The 18,240-nt window shown below is 55.8% G+C and carries 18 protein-coding genes and 1 tRNA gene; 10 read left to right on the plus strand and 9 right to left on the minus strand.

The annotated features are described in order from the left end of the window. Positions 1–106 precede the first annotated feature (106 nt). From ettA to AS19_RS11160, 8 genes are all read left to right on the plus strand, one after another. Positions 107–1,774 carry an energy-dependent translational throttle protein EttA gene (ettA, locus tag AS19_RS11125; protein WP_011589455.1) on the plus strand — a complete coding sequence of 556 codons (1,668 nt, stop codon included), beginning with the start codon at positions 107–109 and terminating at the stop codon, positions 1,772–1,774. Between the two features lie 61 nt (positions 1,775–1,835). Beyond that, complete coding sequence (locus AS19_RS11130) at positions 1,836–2,195, plus strand: PilZ domain-containing protein (RefSeq protein WP_035458860.1); 360 nt, start codon at positions 1,836–1,838, stop codon at positions 2,193–2,195. Between the two features lie 4 nt (positions 2,196–2,199). After that, on the plus strand, positions 2,200–2,808 hold the full coding sequence (locus tag AS19_RS11135) for an RNA polymerase sigma factor (protein ID WP_011589457.1): 609 nt from the start codon (positions 2,200–2,202) through the stop codon (positions 2,806–2,808). Continuing rightward, positions 2,802–3,035 (plus strand): zf-HC2 domain-containing protein, encoded by a 234-nt coding sequence (locus tag AS19_RS11140; RefSeq protein WP_046962082.1) that lies wholly within the window; start codon positions 2,802–2,804, stop codon positions 3,033–3,035. Before AS19_RS11135 ends, AS19_RS11140 begins: the two co-directional genes overlap by 7 nt. 93 nt (positions 3,036–3,128) lie before the next feature. Beyond that, positions 3,129–3,527, plus strand: a complete 399-nt coding sequence (locus AS19_RS11145; RefSeq protein ID WP_011589459.1) for a hypothetical protein — start codon at positions 3,129–3,131, stop codon at positions 3,525–3,527. Between the two features lie 274 nt (positions 3,528–3,801). After that, entirely contained in the window at positions 3,802–4,842 is a 1,041-nt protein-coding gene (locus AS19_RS11150) for a methyltransferase domain-containing protein (RefSeq protein WP_011589460.1), read from the plus strand. 91 nt (positions 4,843–4,933) lie between these two features. Then, positions 4,934–7,078 (plus strand): FAD-dependent oxidoreductase, encoded by a 2,145-nt coding sequence (locus tag AS19_RS11155; protein WP_011589461.1) that lies wholly within the window; start codon positions 4,934–4,936, stop codon positions 7,076–7,078. A gap of 71 nt (positions 7,079–7,149) precedes the next feature. Further along, entirely contained in the window at positions 7,150–7,932 is a 783-nt protein-coding gene (locus AS19_RS11160; protein ID WP_011589462.1) for a DUF547 domain-containing protein, read from the plus strand. Between the two features lie 208 nt (positions 7,933–8,140). Here the strand turns inward: AS19_RS11160 and radA are convergent, their stop codons facing one another. The 9 genes from radA to rnr form a co-directional block, all read right to left on the minus strand. Beyond that, complete coding sequence (gene radA, locus AS19_RS11165) at positions 8,141–9,508, minus strand: DNA repair protein RadA (protein WP_035458870.1); 1,368 nt, start codon at positions 9,506–9,508, stop codon at positions 8,141–8,143. A gap of 273 nt (positions 9,509–9,781) precedes the next feature. After that, positions 9,782–10,843 carry an alanine racemase gene (alr, locus tag AS19_RS11170; RefSeq protein WP_011589464.1) on the minus strand — a complete coding sequence of 354 codons (1,062 nt, stop codon included), beginning with the start codon at positions 10,841–10,843 and terminating at the stop codon, positions 9,782–9,784. Positions 10,844–10,933: 90 nt separating this feature from the next. Next, complete coding sequence (gene dnaB / locus AS19_RS11175; RefSeq protein ID WP_011589465.1) at positions 10,934–12,328, minus strand: replicative DNA helicase; 1,395 nt, start codon at positions 12,326–12,328, stop codon at positions 10,934–10,936. 252 nt (positions 12,329–12,580) lie between these two features. Next, a complete protein-coding gene (gene rplI, locus AS19_RS11180; protein ID WP_011589466.1) occupies positions 12,581–13,033 on the minus strand; it encodes a 50S ribosomal protein L9 in 453 nt (150 codons plus the stop codon). A 15-nt stretch (positions 13,034–13,048) separates the two neighbouring features. Further along, complete coding sequence (gene rpsR / locus AS19_RS11185) at positions 13,049–13,279, minus strand: 30S ribosomal protein S18 (protein ID WP_007148676.1); 231 nt, start codon at positions 13,277–13,279, stop codon at positions 13,049–13,051. 22 nt (positions 13,280–13,301) lie between these two features. Continuing rightward, the gene (gene priB / locus AS19_RS11190) at positions 13,302–13,610 is read right to left on the minus strand and encodes a primosomal replication protein N (protein ID WP_011589467.1); all 309 of its coding nucleotides are present in this window, start codon (positions 13,608–13,610) and stop codon (positions 13,302–13,304) included. A gap of 2 nt (positions 13,611–13,612) precedes the next feature. Then, positions 13,613–13,954: a 30S ribosomal protein S6 gene (gene rpsF / locus AS19_RS11195; protein ID WP_011589468.1), complete on the minus strand. Its 342-nt coding sequence runs from the start codon at positions 13,952–13,954 to the stop codon at positions 13,613–13,615. Between the two features lie 380 nt (positions 13,955–14,334). Continuing rightward, a complete protein-coding gene (rlmB, locus tag AS19_RS11200) occupies positions 14,335–15,090 on the minus strand; it encodes a 23S rRNA (guanosine(2251)-2'-O)-methyltransferase RlmB (RefSeq protein WP_011589469.1) in 756 nt (251 codons plus the stop codon). A 148-nt stretch (positions 15,091–15,238) separates the two neighbouring features. After that, positions 15,239–17,695 carry a ribonuclease R gene (gene rnr, locus AS19_RS11205; RefSeq protein WP_041705053.1) on the minus strand — a complete coding sequence of 819 codons (2,457 nt, stop codon included), beginning with the start codon at positions 17,693–17,695 and terminating at the stop codon, positions 15,239–15,241. Between the two features lie 102 nt (positions 17,696–17,797). Between rnr and AS19_RS11210 the strand changes: the two genes are divergently transcribed. Together AS19_RS11210 and AS19_RS11215 are read left to right on the plus strand one after the other, a co-directional pair. Continuing rightward, a tRNA-Leu gene (locus AS19_RS11210) sits at positions 17,798–17,884 on the plus strand. Between the two features lie 86 nt (positions 17,885–17,970). Further along, positions 17,971–18,213, plus strand: coding sequence for a hypothetical protein (locus AS19_RS11215; protein WP_011589471.1), 243 nt, complete (start codon positions 17,971–17,973; stop codon positions 18,211–18,213). Positions 18,214–18,240: the final 27 nt, after the last annotated feature.

Below are 18,240 nucleotides of genomic sequence, written 5' to 3' on the forward strand. Positions count from 1 at the left end.
CCGGCCGCTTTCCGTTAGCTTAGGCGCCAATCCAAGAACCCCTGCCGGGGCCTGCAGCCAACCTGCATCGAGCCTCGCACATTGATACAGACTGCGGTCGGAGTTTATGAGCCAGTACATCTTCACCATGGACAAGGTGGGCAAAGTTGTCCCGCCCAAGAAGCACATCCTGAAGAACATCTCCCTGTCGTTTTTCCCCGGCGCCAAAATCGGCGTGCTGGGCCTGAACGGCTCCGGTAAGTCCACGCTGCTGCGCATCATGGCCGGCGTTGACCAGGATTACCTGGGTGAGGCGCGGCCGCAGCCGGGCACCAACATCGGCTACCTGCCCCAGGAGCCGGAGCTGGACCCGGAAAAAAATGTCCGCGAAATCGTGGAAGAAGCCGTGGCCGATATTCGTGACGCCCAGCAGCGCCTAGAAGAAGTCTACGAAGCCTATGCCGCCGAAGATGCGGATTTCGACAAACTGGCCGCCGAGCAGGCCAAGCTGGAAGACATCATCGAAGCCAGCGACGCCCATAACTTGGAGCGCAAGCTGGAGATCGCCGCCGACGCCCTGCGCCTGCCGCCCTGGGATGCCAGCGTGCAAACCCTGTCCGGTGGCGAACGCCGCCGAGTGGCGTTGTGCCGGCTGGTGATGAGCGCACCAGATATGCTGTTGCTCGATGAGCCCACTAACCACCTGGATGCGGAATCCGTGGCCTGGCTGGAGCGTTTCCTGCACGAATTCCCCGGCACCGTGGTGGCGGTAACCCACGATCGCTACTTCCTCGATAATTCCTGCGAGTGGATTCTTGAACTGGATCGCGGCGAAGGCATTCCTTGGCAAGGCAACTACTCCTCTTGGCTGGAACAGAAAGAACAGCGCCTGGAGCAGGAAGCGAAAAGCGAATCGGCCCACCGTAAAACAGTGGAAAAGGAACTGGAATGGGTACGTCAGAACCCGAAAGGCCGCCGCGCCAAGAACAAGGCCCGTGTCTCCGCCTTTGAAGAACTGGCCAGCCAGGAATTCCAGAAGCGCAACGAAACCCAAGAGCTTTATATTCCGCCGGGCGAGCGCTTGGGCGAACAGGTTTTCGAAATCAAAAACGTGGCCAAGCAGTTCGACCACAAGCTGCTATACGAAGACTTGGACTTCCAAATTCCTCGCGGGGCCATCGTTGGTATTATCGGCCCCAACGGTGCGGGTAAAACCACCCTATTCCGCATGTTGGCAGGCCAGGAAACCCCGGACAGCGGTGAAATCATCACCGGCGACACCGTACAGATGGCCTACGTGGACCAGAGCCGCGAAGACCTGGATAGCAACAAGAGCGTCTGGGAAGAAGTCTCCGACGGCAATGACATCCTGCGCATAGGTAATTATGAAGTGCCCAGCCGCGCCTACTTGGGCCGGTTCAATTTCAAAGGTGGCGATCAACAGAAGCGTGTCGGCGACCTCTCCGGTGGTGAACGTAACCGTCTGCACCTCGCGAAATTACTTAAACAGGGCGCCAACGTATTGCTGCTCGATGAGCCGACCAACGACCTGGACGTGGAAACCCTGCGGGCACTGGAAGAAGCTCTGCTGGCCTTCCCTGGCTGCGCCATCGTCATTTCCCACGATCGCTGGTTTCTGGATCGGGTCGCCACTCATATCCTCTCCTTCGAGGGCGATGCCCGGGTAGAGTGGTTCGAGGGCTCTTACACCGAGTATGAAGAATACAAGCGCAAGCAGTTCGGTGATGCAGCCCTGCAACCCAAGCGGATGAAATACAAGCGAATCGAAGTCTGATTCGCACGCCACAATACCGGGGAAAGGCATGCCGGTATCGGGGCGCAACAGGGGTGACAACATGAACGAAAGACGACGGGCCAACCGGGTGGACTTCGACGCAGAAGCCACCCTGACTTTCCAGCAGGATAGCCACCCGGTGTCACTGGACGACATTTCAATCATAGGCGCGCGCCTCAACAGCAGCACATCGCTGGCGCTACCCGACTCGTCCTCAGTCACCCTGAGCATTACCCTGGATGATTCCGATGTCACGCTGACCCTCCCCGCAAAAGTGAAACGTTTAGCGGGCCGGGACATCGGGATCATGTTCGACCGGCCATCAATCGATGACGTGCAGCACTTGCGCCGCATTGTCATGCTCCATCAAGGCGACGACGGCGAAGATGACCCCGCCTCCCTACTCACACCGGAGGCCTAACACCTTGGACCCAACCCTGGAAAGCCCGGAATTCATTGAACGTCTGCGCCAGGGAGACCGAGTAGCTTTTGGCCAAGTGGTTAAAACCCATCACAACATGTTGCTGGCCACCGCACGCACCCTGTTGTCGGCTGCGGATGCAGAAGAGGCCGTACAGGATGCTTGGATAGCCGCATACCGGGCCATCGCCAAATTCGAAGGGCGCAGCCTGCTGCGCACCTGGCTTACCCGCATTGTGATCAACCAAGCACGTATGATGCTGCGCAAGGGGGGGCGGGAAATCCAATTTAACCCCATCGATGAGCGGGCGCCTTTAGACCACCGTTTTCGCGACGACGGACACTGGGACCATCCGCCACAACACTGGGACCTAAATGGGCCCGATGCCCTGCTAACCCGAGACGAGCTGCGCCATTGCATGGAAAAAACCTTAGGGAAAATGCCAGACAATCAGCGTCTGGTATTGGAGCTGCGGGACCTGCAAGGCATGGATTTCGACGATATCTGTAACATGCTAGACGTTAGCGCATCGAACGTTCGAGTGCTGTTACACCGTGCCCGAGCACGATTGTTTGAATTGGTGGACCACTTTCAGGAGACAGGCGAATGTTGAAATGCAAAGACGTCGTCGCAAAAGCGGATGCCCTCGTAGACGGCACCTCCCTGACCATGCGTGAGCGCATCGCGTTGCGTATGCACCTGCTGATGTGCCACCACTGTCGCCGCTATGTGCACCAGCTACGCGTGCTGGTGAACACTCTCCCTCGCGAAACGGATAGGTTGGATGATGCCCAGACCCGGGACATCTTGGAAAAGCTCGACACCTCGAGAGTTCCTTAGCTCACGGTTGAAATGCCTAAGGCAAGACGTCGCGTGTAACAATGCCTGCGTTACCGCATCCCTGTTATTCATTTCCCACCCTTTAGGCAGATCATGGAAAAAAAACTTGCGCTCTCACTGTTATTGTTAAGGCTCGGCGTCTTCATCGTCATGTTGATGTGGACCCTGGACAAATTCATCAATCCCGCCCATACCGGCAAGGTGTTTGCCAAGTTTTATGGCCTAGAAGGGCTCGATGGCAGCACCCTTACGGTATTGGCCTGCCTGCAATTGATCGTCATTCTGGCTTTCGTCGCTGGCGCCCTGCGCCGTTACAGCTATGGTGCTATCTTGCTGATGCACGCCGGCTCCACCCTATCCTCTTGGCAACAATATCTTGATCCATTCAACCACCTGTTGTTTTTTGCCGCCTGGCCGATGCTGGCCGCCTGTATCGCCTTGTATTTACTCCGTGATCAGGACACGCTGCTCAGCATCGACAGCCGCCGATAACGATTGCCCCCTTCTCAGGAAGGGGCAGCCTACATCAGCCGCAAGTGGCCACGCCTGATACCTCAACGTACCGTCTCAACTCACCGTATATTGCGTCATGCCGTCGCCTTCACGCTATCCGCCTGACCTTGATGCGACACTGAACATCGATGCCCTTCAAGCGCAAGGGTATTGACTTACTGGGTCATTAAACATTTCACCAGCACTGTAACCTGTGGCCGTTTACTGCATCCTAATAGCCCTACCCGGACAACAATCTTGAGGAGAGTCTGCAATGCATGAAGACGTGCAGAATTATTACGGTAAACAACTGCACTCCAGTGCCGACCTGCAAACCAATGCCTGCTGCGATCAGGCGCCACCGGAATACCTGAAACCCCTGCTGGCGCAACTCCATGACGAAGTGATTAGCCGCTACTATGGCTGCGGCCTGGTTGCCCCTGAGCAACTGGAAGGCATGCGAATTTTGGATCTGGGCTCCGGCTCAGGCCGCGATGTCTACCTACTCTCTGCACTGGTCGGCGAAGAAGGAGAAGTGATCGGGGTGGACATGACCGATGAGCAGTTGGCTGTCGCCAACCGTCATCTGGACTATCACCGCGAGGCCTTTGGTCATAGCAAAAGTAATGTACGCTTCCTAAAAGGCTACATCGAAGAGCTCGACAAACTGGATTTACAGGACGGCTATTTCGACATTGTTATTTCCAACTGCGTGATCAACCTGAGCACCAACAAGGCCAAGGTCATCGCCGACGTAAAACGGTTACTCAAACCCGGTGGCGAGTTCTTTTTTTCTGACGTTTATGCCGATCGTCGAATTCCTTCTGCCCTGGCCAAAGATCCCATCCTGTATGGGGAGTGCCTGTCGGGAGCCTTGTACTGGAATGACTTCATCAACCTGAGCAAGCGCTGTGGGTTTGCAGATCCTCGGCTGGTGGAATCCCGCCCACTAACCATTGAAAACCCCGCAATCGAAAAAGCCCTAGGCAACATCCGCTTCTACTCGGCCACCTATCGGCTGTTCAATATCGACACTCTGGAGCCAGCCTGTGAGGATTATGGCCAGGCGGTAATCTATAAAGGCACACTCCCAAATAGCCGCGATACGTTCACCCTGGATGATCACCACGCTATTGAAGCGGGAAAAGTCTTCCCCGTTTGCGGCAACACGTGGCTCATGCTGGAAAAAAGCCGTTTCGCTGACCACTTCGAATTTATCGGTAACTTCGAAACCCATTACGGCATCTTTGCAGGCTGCGGATTGGATGTTCCTTTTTTGCAAACCAGCAACGCAGGAGCAGAGGCCTGTTGCTAAGTCACAGGTCTCTTCATGGTTGTAACATCCGGCCAGAAAAACCATCAAACCGTCATGCTTACTCTTATACGCACCACTAACAGGACCTGACATGAGTATCAAAAAAGGCCTCCTCTTCACTGCCCTAGCCGCGCTGATTGCCTGCTACTTTGTTTTTGATCTCGGCCAATATTTCAGCCTGGATTATATCAAGCAGCAGCAAAGTGCCTTTGATGCTCTCTATCAGGATAATCCCGCGCTCATTCTCGGCGGCTTCTTCGGGCTATATGTGCTGGTCACCGCATTGAGCCTACCCGGCGCTGCCATCATGACCCTGGCAGCCGGGGCGCTGTTCGGTTTCTGGATCGCTCTGGTGATGGTTTCATTTGCCTCCTCTGCCGGCGCGACCTTGGCGTTCTTAGCATCGCGCTTTTTATTCCATGATGCGGTTCAGAGCCGCTTCGGCGAACGGCTGAAAAAACTCAACGAAGGGGTTAAGAAAGAAGGCGCATTTTATCTTTTCACTCTGCGTTTGGTGCCGGTGGTGCCGTTTTTTATCATTAACTTGGTAATGGGGTTAACGCCCATCAAAGCACGCACCTTCTACTGGGTCAGCCAAGTCGGCATGCTGGCGGGCACGGCCGTCTATGTAAACGCCGGAACCCAGCTCGGCCAAATTGACAGTCTTAAAGGACTGCTGTCTGTAGAACTCATCGGCGCCTTTGTGTTGCTCGGCATATTCCCCTGGATCGCCAAGGGCATCATGGCTCGCGTGCAAGCACGCAAAGTCTATAAAGGCTGGAAGAAACCGAAACAATTCGACCGCAACCTGATCGTTATCGGGGCAGGGGCCGCAGGCCTAGTAAGCGCCTACATTGCCGCCACCGTGAAAGCGAAAGTGACCCTGATCGAAAAACACAAAATGGGGGGCGACTGCCTGAACACTGGATGCGTACCCTCTAAGGCATTAATCAAAAGCGCCCGTGTTGCGTTCAATGACAAGCAGGCCGAAAAGTACGGCTTCGAGGCTATCAATAGCCGCTTCCGCTTCTCCAGCATGATGGAGCGGGTTCAACAGGTGATCGAGAAAATTGAACCCCATGATTCCGTGGAGCGTTATAGCGAACTAGGGGTGGACTGCCGTCAAGGCGAAGCGCGCTTCCTCTCGCCCTGGGAAGTGGAAATCCGCAACGGCGATCACGTGGAAACCCTCACCGCCCGCAGCATTATTATTGCCTCCGGCGCCCGCCCCTTTGTGCCACCGATTCCGGGCATCGAAGACATCGATATCCTCACCTCCGACAACCTTTGGCAGATTGAAGAACAACCCAAACGACTACTGGTACTGGGTGGCGGCCCCATCGGTTGTGAGCTAGCCCAGACCTTTGCCCGCCTGGGCAGCGAAGTCACCCAAATCGAAATGCTACCCCGACTGATGATTCGTGAAGATGCGGAAGCCAGCGAGATTGTCACCCGCTCACTAAAGGAAAGCGGCGTACACGTACTTACTAATCACAAAGCCGTTCGGTTCAGCGAAGAGAACAGCGAGAAAGTATTATTGGTTGAACACGATGGCAAAGAAACTGCCCTGCCTTTTGACCAGGTGCTAGTGGCCGTGGGTCGCAAGGCCAACACTGATGGCCTAGGCCTGGATGCCCTGCAATTGCCCACCGAGACCAATGGCACTATCCAGACCAATGATCGCCTACAAAGCCGCTACCCCAACATCTATGCCTGTGGCGATGTGGCCGGCCCGTACCAGTTCACCCATACCGCCGCCCACCAAGCCTGGTATGCCAGCGTCAATGCCCTGTTTGGTTTCCTGAAAAGTTTCAAGGTGGATTACCGGGTGATCCCCTGGTGCACCTTTACCGACCCGGAAGTGGCGCGCGTGGGCGTCAACGAGCAAGAAGCTGACGAACAAGGCATCGAATACGACATCACTCGTTACGGGATTGATGATCTGGACCGAGCTATTGCCGACAGTGCGGACCTTGGCTATGTAAAAGTCCTCACTGCCAAAGGCAGCGACAAAATCTTGGGTGTCACCATCGTTGGCCAGCATGCGGGTGAATTGATCAGCGAATATGTGCTGGCCATGAAACACGGGCTAGGCCTGAACAAGATCCTCGGCACCATCCACATTTACCCGACCATGGCCGAGGCTAACAAGTTTGCCGCCGGAGAATGGAAAAAAGCACGCAAGCCTGAAGGACTGTTACGTTGGGTAGAACGGATTCATAACGTGCGACGATAAGCGGTCTCTGAAGAACACCTTTCATGCTTTGGCAGACCGCACTTGCATGGCAAAAACCAGTAGGAGTAACTATGTTTATGCGCTTGCTAATATCCTTGTTGTTATTGCTTAGTAGCCCATTACTGGCGTTTGATCACAGTGGCTGGGACGCCCTGCTGAAAAAGCACGTCAGCTGGCAACGAAACGGTGTGGCCAGCGCAGTAAATTACGAGGGTATAGCAGCGGAACGAGCGGCTCTTAAGAAATATCTCAACAGCCTCTCCGCAGTGTCTGCCGACGCGTTCTCTCAGTTTAGCAACGACCAGCAACTCGCCTTCCTGATCAACGCCTACAACGCGTACACCATTGAGTTAATTCTGCGAGAACCCGGGCGCCCTGATTCTATCCGCGATATTGGCACCTTTTTCTCCGGCCCTTGGGACCAGCGCTTTTTTACCCTGCTCGGGCAAAAAAGAACCCTTGATGAAGTAGAGCACACACTTATCCGCGGCAACCCAAACCTCAAAGACCCCCGCATTCACTTTGCGGTCAATTGCGCCTCCATCGGTTGCCCTGCGTTGCGCCCGGAAGCCTTTGTCGGCGACCAACTTGAGCAACAGTTGGTCGATAGCACCCAGCGTTTTCTCCGTGATCGTGAACGCAACCGCTACAACAGCGAAACAGACACCCTGGAAGTTTCGAAAATATTTGACTGGTACCAAGAGGATTTTGCAGAAAGCGCCGGCAGCTTATCCCTCTACCTCCAGCGGTATGCCAATATTTTAGACATACCCAACAACCGCCAAACGGCACTGGGCGAGGGCAGTATCAAGGTGCGATTTTTACCCTACAACTGGTCATTGAACGACCGGTAAACACACCCTACCAAGAGGAAAACGGCATGGAGGACACCTACCACGAAACCCTCACTCGTCCCTTGCGAGGCACGGGCCTATCTTTTAACGGTGCGCAGCGGCTCGAACATAGAGCGGCAGCGCGAGCGCGCTCTGTCTCTCGACGTGGCTCCACCCTTTAAAATAAAAAATCGATTCGCGAGCGGTTAACTCTTCCACTCTCAACTAATTACAGATATTCCAGCGCCTCAGCCACGTTACTAACGCCAATAATGTCCACCCCGTCTGGCAGCTTTCTAGGCAAGTTGGCTTTCGGCACAATGGCTTTTTTAAAGCCGTGTTTTACTGCTTCATAAAGCCGTTCCTGCCCTTGAGGAACCGGCCGAATTTCCCCGGACAAGCCCACCTCACCAAACACCACCAGCTCGCGCTCCAGCGCCCGGTCACGGAAGCTGGACACAATAGCCAGCAATTGGGCCAAGTCTGCAGCCGTTTCGGTAACCTTCACACCACCCACCACATTCATGAACACATCCTGATCGCCTACCTGAATGCCACCATGGCGATGCAGTACCGCCAGCAACATGGCCAACCGATTCCCCTCCAACCCCACACAGATACGCCGAGGGTTACCGAAGTGGGAGGCGTCCACCAGTGCCTGCAGCTCCACCAGCAGCGGACGGGTTCCTTCCCAGACCACCGTTACCAGAGAACCGGAAGCGATCTCCTCGGCCCGGTTAAGGAAAATGGCGGAAGGATTTTTTACTTCCTTCAGCCCCTCGCCGGTCATGGCAAATACGCCCAGCTCGTTCACCGCCCCAAAACGATTCTTGAGGCCACGCAGGGTACGAAAGCGCGAATCCGTAGATCCTTCCAGCATCAGGGAACAATCAATCATGTGCTCCAATACCTTCGGCCCCGCCAGGGTGCCATCCTTGGTTACATGGCCCACCAGCAGCAGCACTGTTCCCGTCTGCTTGGCAAAGCGAGTCAGAGCGGCAGCACATTCACGAACCTGAGCCACACTGCCCGGCGCCGACTGCAACGCCGCCAGAAACATGACCTGGATAGAATCCACCACCAACACCTTCGGCATCTCCTTGCGGGCCAATTCGAGAATCTGCTCCACGTCAGTCTCCGCCGCCAGTCGCAGTTTTTCCTTGGGTAGCTTCAGGCGGTCAGCACGCATAGCCACTTGCGACAAGGATTCTTCGCCGGTGATATACAAACAGCTTTGGGAGTCAGAGAGCCTACACAGCGTTTGTAGTAGCAAGGTAGATTTCCCCGCACCGGGGTGCCCACCAATCAGAATGGCCGAACCAGGCACCAACCCGCCACCCAGCACTCGATCCAGCTCGCCCATGCCGGAACTGATACGCGGGGTTTCTTCGAGCACAATATCATTGAGATTTTGCACTTCTGACAGCTGGCCGGAAAAGCCGCCCCGGCTGCCCGCCCCTTTTGATGATGGGGTAGCAGGATCGTGGACAAACTCTTGCAAGGTATTCCAGGCATTACAGGCCGGACACTGACCCTGCCATTTGGGAAAATCCGCTCCGCAATCCGTGCATACAAACGCGATCTTTTTCTTGGCCACAAACAAATCCTTCTTGTGTATTGCTATCTACAAAGCCGCTGCAGGAACGTAGCGCAGCGGAGTAACGCACGGAGTGCGGCCCCAAAGGGGTGAGCGCAGCGAATAACGCCGCTTGAGGTGCGAATTCGGGCCTGAAGGGAGCCAATCTTTTCTACACAAAGTGCGTAAAAACGCTGAGGATAAAATGGTTTACTCTGAGCGTTCAGCACGCTCTGTGATGAATTCGCACTTGATGTTCTCGCCTCAAGCGGGACGCCTAAACTGACCTTCGGATCAGACGATAGTGCGTTCCGGTCTTTGCGTGATCTGGCAGAACAGCTCATAGCTGATTGTCCCACAGGCACGGGCCACGTCATCCACATCGACCACGTCACCCCACAACTCCACCTCATCCCCCACGCTGGCACTCAAGCCGGTCACATCGATGGTGATCATATCCATGGAAACTCGCCCCACCAGCGTCGTAACGACCCCGTTCACCGCTACCGGCGTCCCGCTGGGCGCGTGGCGTGGGTAGCCATCGCCATAGCCCACTGCCACCACCCCGATTTGTCGTGGATCTGAGGCAGTCCAGGTAGCGCCATAACCCACGCTTTCACCAGCCTCAACAGCATTAATGGCGATCAAGCGTGCACTGAAGCGATGGCTGACTTGCAGACCAAGTTCCGCAGCAGTCTGCCAGTTAAACGGCGATGAGCCATACAACATGATCCCCGGCCGCACTCGCTGGGCATGGGCACGAGGGTAACGCAGTAAAGCAGCAGAGTTTGAAGCAGACAGCGGCAGCTGCAATTGCTCTGCTACACTTCCCGCCAGCAGTAGCTGTTTTTCGGAATGGATATCCTCATCCATATCCGCACAGGCAAAATGGCTCATCACGCCGACCGGAGCGTTACCTGCTTGGCTTAACCGTGCAGCCGCGCTCAAAGCTTCATTCGGGCGCAAACCCAGACGATTCATCCCCGCATTCACTTTCAACCAAATACGTACCGGGCACGGGTTCGCCAGCAGCAACTCCACTTGCCATAAGGAATGCACCACCACCTCAAGCGAGAGTCGCGCCGCTGCCTCTAGCTCTTCCGCATCGAAGAACCCTTCGGCAACCAATATTGGCAAGGCTATACCATGCTCACGCAGCGTCCGCGCCTCGTCCAGCACTGCCACGCCCAAACCCGACACGCTATCGAGCATGGTCTCTGCCGCCAGCAACAGCCCATGGCCGTAACCATTAGCCTTAACCATAGCAAACACTTGAGCATCACCGGCCAACTCCGCTGCGCGGAGTGCGTTGTTCCTGAGCGCGGCGAGACGAATTTCTACGCGCGTGCCTCTCATAAAAATTGCAGTCCAGCGCCTAGTGGCTGACGGTTAACCTTTAAAAAAGAGGGCTGCGCATTCAGCATCCAACCGCCTTCATTCTGCGTTTTATTCATCCCCTGCGGCCAACTGCGCATAATATTCCGGGGCCAGATCATCGAAGCGGGTGAACTCACCGCGGAAGGCTAGGCGTACGGTACCGATAGGACCATTACGCTGTTTGCCGATAATAATCTCGGCGACACCGCGCTCATTGCTGTCCTTGTTATACACCTCGTCCCGGTACAGGAAGACGATCAAATCCGCATCCTGCTCAATCGCCCCGGATTCACGTAGATCCGACATCACAGGGCGTTTGTTGGGGCGTTGTTCCAGCGAGCGGTTCAACTGGGAGAGCGCCAGCACCGGACAATTCAGCTCCTTAGCGATCCCTTTTAGGGAGCGGGAAATTTCCGAGATTTCGTTCACCCGGTTTTCCACCCCAGGCACCTGCATCAGCTGCAGGTAATCGACCATGATCAGGCCCAGCTCACCGCCACATTCGCGCGCTACCCGACGAGCACGGGCACGCATCTCCAGCGGGCTCAGTGCCGGGGTATCATCAATAAAAAAGCGTTGCTCACTGAGCATGTGAATGGCAGAAGTAATGCGCGGCCAATCATCCTTTTCCAGATTACCGGAACGAATTGCCCCCTGATTGATGCGGCCCAGCGAGGACAACATCCGCATTACGATGGACTCCGCCGGCATTTCCATGGAGAACACCAGCACGGGCTTGTTACTCTTGATCGCCACGTTTTCACACAGGTTCATGGCAAAGGTGGTCTTACCCATGGAAGGCCGGCCCGCAACCACGATCATGTCCGCCGGCTGCAGGCCCCCGGTCATTTTATCCAACTCTTCAAAACCAGACGTCAGGCCGGTAAGTGAACTCTTCGTTTTGTACAGCTCATCAATCCGGTCCACTGCTTTTTTAAGCACTGATTTGATGTTCTGCGGGCCATCGCCTTTTTTCTGCTGCTCAGCAATCTTGAAGATGGCGGATTCCGCTTCATCAAGAATTTCCAATGACTTGCGGCCCTCTGTATTAAACGCGCTGTCTGCCACCTTGTGGGACACATTGATCAACTGCCGCAGGATGCTGCGCTCACGGACAATATCCGAATAGGCAGTAATGTTGGCCGCACTGGGAGTGTTGCGGGCCAACTCAGACAGGTAGGTCATGCCGCCGATGGATTCCAACTGGCCCAGGTTATTCAGCGCCTGGGAGACGGTAACCAGGTCACTGGGGTTTTCTTCTTCCACCAGCTGGGCAATCACCTCGAAAATCTGGCGATGCTCCTTACGGTAAAAGTCCCTCGCGCCAACGCGCTCGGCCACATCATCCCAGGCGCTGTTATTGAGCAGCAAACCACCCAGCACCGCCTGCTCCGCCTCCACAGAGTTGGGGGGAATACGCAGGTTTTCAGGCAGATGTTTGTCCAGCGACATGGGTTCATTCATAGCAATAACTACAGCCAAGTTTTGAGCTACAAGCTACAAACCATAACAAGAAAGAAGGCATAATCATTTGAAAGGCCTTATCCATGCCAAAACGCTAGGCGCGGCGGCTGGCATCCAAATTTAAGAGGCATTCTGGTCGCGTTGCAGTTTTCTGCTTGTAGCTACCATTAAAAAGGGCACTGTCCTTTCAGACAATGCCCTGATTCTGTCACCGCACCCCCGCAGGGGCAAACCGGTTGTCAGTTCTGTCGATTACTCGGCAGGAACCACAGCCAGTTTGATGGCCACAGTGACCTCGGCGTGCAACGCCAGGTCAATTTCGAACTCACCGGTGGTGCGCAACGCACCATGAGGCAGCTTCACTTCTGCTTTCTCAACATCCACACCAGTGGAAGAAGAAATGGCTTCCGCGATGTCGCGGGTGCCCACAGAACCAAACAGCTTGCCTTCGTCACCAGCTTTAGCGGCGATGGAAACGGTGGTTTCGTTCAGCTTCTCGGCGCGTTCCTGGGCAGCACCCAGCTGCTGTGCAGCGTGCTTTTCTAGCTCAGCACGACGCTGTTCCACTTCAGCCAAATTGGCTTTGGTGGCAGGCAGCGCTTTGCCTTGCGGGATCAGGAAGTTACGGCCGTAACCAGAACGTACGTCTACAACTGCGCCCAAATCGCCCAGGTTCTTGATCGTTTCCAGCAGGATCACTTGCATGATGGTCCCCTCGGCTTAATTGTCGTGGCTGTCAGAGTACGGCAGCAGCGCCAGGAAGCGAGCCTGCTTAATAGCAGAGGCCAGCTGACGCTGGTAGCGTGCCTTGGTGCCGGTGATACGGCTGGGCACGATCTTGCCAGTCTCGGTGATGTAGGCTTTCAGGGTGTCGAGATCTTTGTAATCGATGTACTCAACACCTTCCGCAGTAAAGCGGCAGAACTTGCGGCGGCGATAAAAACGGGCCATTGGATAATCTCCTGTCGAATCCTTAGTTAAGGCTTTGCAGCGTTTGGGCAAGCAATTGCAAACGGTCCCGGGCGTCTCCCTTGTAACCGGCACGGCTGAGGCATCCGATTACCTTGATTCGCTGACCCTCTTTCAGGCCTGCGGCCTGCTGGGTCATCCCACCTGCCAGAATAACGGCAATGCGGGCCTGGACTTCACGGGGATGTCCGTCTTCCAGTTGCCGAGAGCGATGCTCCAACCAGATTCTCTGGCGGGGCACTCCGGCTGGAGTCAGGGCCACCTTTTCTAAGGTGACGATCACACCAGTGAGTTCGCAGTGGTTGCTTTCCAAAGTTAGCTGGCAGCCCCTTCCTTCTCGTCATGCTTCGCCAGCGGCGACGGCTCAGTAATAGCGTTGTCGCGACGAATTACGAGGTGACGGATTACGGCATCGTTAAAGCGGAAAGTGTTTTCCAGCTCGCCCAGGGTCTCGCCGTCACATTCGATGTTCAGCATCACATAGTGAGCTTTGTGGATCTTGTTGATCGGGTAAGCCAGCTGACGACGGCCCCAATCTTCAACACGGTGGATAGTGCCTTTGCCGTCGGTCACGATCGCGCTGTAGCGCTCGACCATAGCAGACACCTGCTCGCTCTGGTCCGGATGAACCAGAAACACAACTTCGTAATGACGCATGTTAGCTCCTTACGGTTGCGACGCCTCACGACGCCAATTCAGCTTCCCGCCGTGATCACAATCAACGCACGGTGAAGCAAGGAGACCTGCATCCCGGCCCGAAACCCGGGGGAGACGCAGGAAGCGCGCGATTCTATCCCATTGCAGGGGGCAACCTCAAGGCATATCCATTGCCATCTAGTCATCACGAACGCATGCGCGGATAAAATTCAACTCTACACACGTATAAAGAAAACGATGCCGCTCGCAACCCCCTGAAATAAAGGGGAAAACAATAACGGAACACGACCATGCACACTCGAGCGAGGCGGCGGCAATAAAAAAGGGTTGAGAGTCGCAAGGGCGCGCCGCCGGAGCGTGGCCGGCAGCAACTTACTGCGTCATTCCACGCTGCGTTGAGCCCGCACCTGAAACAGCATAACCCCAGTAGCAACAGACACATTGAGGCTCTGCACTTCCCCAGCCATGGGTATCTCCAACAACTGGTCGCACTTATCACGGGTCAGGCGCTTTAACCCACTCCCTTCAGCCCCCATCACCACGGCCAGGGATTCCGGGGCCTGGAAGGTAAACAGGGACTCACTTCGTTCTTCTAAAGCCGTGCCAACCACCCAAACCCCTCGATCGCGCAGCTGGTCCAGCAGGCTAGCCAAATTACCAATCTCGTAATACGCCAGGCTCTCCGCCGCCCCAACCGCAGTGCGACATGCCACCGGCGTCAGGCCTGCCGCATTACGGCGCGGCACAATCACTGCCTGAACCCCGGCAGCATCCGCACTGCGCAGGCAGGCGCCGAGATTATGCGGATCGGTAACGTTTTCCAGAACCAGCAGCAACGGCTTGGCCGGCTTGCCGTCCAGCCACTGCAACAACGCGCTCTCATCTAAAGGGCGACGGGGTCGCGCCCGCGCCACGATGCCCTGATTCTGGGGCCCTGCGTGCTTTTCAAGCACCTCGCGCCGAGCTCGCTGGATAGCGATACCGAAATCTTTTGCTGCCTGCATCAGAGCAGCCAGACGCGGATCATCCCGGTCGGCCCGGGTATCCTGAACGAACAGCTCCAGCACTGCCTCCGGCCGATGGCGCAACAGCGCCTCCACCGCATGGAAGCCGGAATACATTAGGGGTTTATTCATAACGACGCCTGCACGCTAAACGCACCACGCAAGCACGCGATACGCAGTGAAAATGGAATCAAAACGCAGGAGCAGCGCTTAAGCCGCGCATTAATGCCATCAAGGCAATCTATTCGCGACCCAATCGACGCCCCTACGGGCAATGCCGTTAGCTTTTTTTGGTGCGGCGCGCGGCCTTTTTACCGCGGGGCGGGCCCTTGCGCTTGGCCTTAGCCTTGGGGATATCGCCCTTGGCCAACTTTTCCCGTTCGGACTGGCCCGACTCTGCCTTGCCGGCATTCCCAGAGCGCCCACCTTTGCCTCTGCCACCGGACGGCTTTTTCTTGCTGGCAGCTTTGGGCCGGCCTTTGCCGCTGGGGGTAAAGGACTCCAACTGCAAGTCAATCTTACGGTCTTCCGTGTGCACCGCCGCCACACAGACTGTGACCGCATCGCCCAATCCGAACTGGCGACCAGTACTTTCACCGGTGAGAGTAAGGCTCACTTCGTCAAAGTGGTAGTAGTCGCTATCCAGGTTCGCCACATGCACTAAGCCATCAATATGCAGATCACTAAGCTGCACGAACAACCCAAAACTGGCCACACCACTGATGGCACCCTCAAACACCTGCCCCAGGTGTGCCTCCATGAACTGGCATTTGAGCCAGGACACCACATCACGGGTGGCCTCATCCGCACGCCGCTCAGTCATGGAGCACTGCTCACCAATGGCCACCATATCCGCCTGGTTATAAGGCAGGATTTTCTGACGCGGGATTTCCGGCAAATTGCCAGGGTTATCCACGTGGTTCGGCTCACCATTGCTGCGAATCAGGAAGCGGATGGCACGGTGCACCAATAAATCCGGGTAACGGCGAATCGGCGAAGTGAAATGGGTATACGCCTTGTACGCTAACCCAAAGTGCCCCTTGTTCTCGGCCTCGTACTTGGCCTGGCTCATGGTGCGCAACATCATGGTCTGGATCACGTTGCGATCCGGGCGCTCCAGAATTTCTTCGCGCAGGTCCTGGAAGACATACGGCTTTGGCGCCGCCCCTTCCGACCAAGCGATACTCAAGCCCAACCCACCCAGAAATTGCTGCAACTTGCTCAGGCGCTCTTCCTTGGGCGGCTCATGGTTACGGTAAAGCGCCGGCACACCGGCTTTTTCCAGCAATTTAGCGGAACAGATGTTGGCGGCCAGCATGGCCTCCTCAATCATGATATGCGCCACATTGCGCTGCACCGGCACAATGGCTTCAATCTTTTTGTTCTCGTCGTAAATGATGCGGGTGTCATCGCTGTCGAAATCGATGGCTCCGCGCTCTGCGCGACGACGGCGCAGGGCCAGGAACATTTCATGGAACGACCAGATCATGTCCAGGGACTCATCGTCCAGGCTGGCCACGGTGTCCTGCGCCAGCTCGGACTCAGGCTCTTCAATGATCGCGCCGACCTTGTTGTAAGTCAGACGGTGCCGCGAGCGCATCACCCCTTCACGGAAAATAAACCGGGTGAGGCGGCCGTTGGCAGAAATCTTCATATCGCAATACAGGCACAGACGGTCCACATGGGGGTTCAGGGAACACAACCCGTTGGACAGCGCCTCCGGCAACATCGGAATCACCCGATTGGGGAAATACACTGAGTTGCCGCGCTTGGCCGCCTCCTGATCCAACTCGGAGCCTGGCTGCACATAATGACTCACATCGGCGATGGCCACGATCAAGCGCCAACCACCGCGGGGACGACGCTCTACATAGACTGCATCATCGAAATCTCGGGCGGTTTCGTCATCAATGGTTACCAGCGGAAGATCACGTAGATCCACCCTGTGGGCCTTGGGCTCATGAGGAACCTTGTCACCGAATTTCTCAGCGGCGGCCTCCACCCCTTCCGGCCAAACATGAGGAATTTCAAAACGGCGTAGCGCCACTTCTACTTCCATGCCTGCCTCGTCCGGGGTAGCAATAATTTCTTCCAGTCGAACCAATACATGGTGGTCTCGGCTGGGGTATTGGGTAATGGTGGCACGGACATGATCGCCCGGATTCGGCTTGATGCCGTTTTTGTCTTCGATCAGGACTTCTTTGGTAATGCGGCGATTTTCTGGCTCAATAAAGCTGATTCCCGCTTCCCGGGAATAACGACCGATCACTTCGGTGGCCACCCGTTCGGTGATCTCAACGATGCGGGCCTCTTTCTTGCCAAAGCGGTTATAGCCCGCGTTGCTGACCAGCACCCGGTCACCGTCCATGACGTTTTCCATCTGCCGGGGCGCTAGAAACAGGTCGCCTTGCGTTTTGTCGTCAGGAATCAGAAAGCCAAAGCCATCTTTATGGCCTTGCACTCGACCGGCAATAAGGTCCATACGAGACACCACGCCGACTTTACCGTTGCGGTTCTGAACCAGCTGAGCGTCACGAAGCATGGCCTTGATACGACGATCCAGTCCGACTTCCCCCTCTTCATCCACTTCCAGCAGCTGAGCCAGCAGCTCAAACGACAGGGGCTTACCCTGATCATTGAGCACATCCAGAATCAACTCCCGGCTGGGAACGGGGTTCTCGTACTTTTCCGCCTCTCGGTCGGCATGGGGATCGCTATAGCGTTTCTTTGAGGTCATCGAAGGTTTTTTTGAAAAGGAATTTGACATTGGGCCATCATATACTAGAATGCACCCGCTTTCGCGATGAACGGCTAATAAATTTAGTCAATGCATAGCAAAGCCGAGGTGGTGAAATTGGTAGACACGCTAGCTTCAGGTGCTAGTGCTCGCAAGGGCGTGGAGGTTCAAGTCCTCTCCTCGGCACCAATTAAGAAAGAGGGCTCCCAAGCGGGGGCCCTTTTTCGTTTCAGCCCCGGCCTAGCCCCTCTCAATCACTGATAGCGCAAGTCAATATGACTCTCCTTCGCCCCGTGATCGCTGCTCTTTTCCTCGCCTGCGGCCTGGCCTTGGCTCCCGTGGCTACCTACGCCGAACCGGGCAATACGGTGCAGGCCACCGAATCTGTCCATCCCGCTATTGAGCAGGCCAATACCCACCGGGCAAAAGAAGCCCGTCGTAAACGCTACCTGCTGTTTTTCCCGATCGCCGCGGTTGGCGTCACCGTGGCCCTGATTGTGATTACCCGCCGCAAGTAAACCTGCGACGGGAAATCTCCATTCGCT

Origin of the sequence: Alcanivorax sp. NBRC 101098, from assembly GCF_001010505.1 — a bacterium.
Taxonomy (GTDB): domain Bacteria; phylum Pseudomonadota; class Gammaproteobacteria; order Pseudomonadales; family Alcanivoracaceae; genus Alcanivorax; species Alcanivorax borkumensis.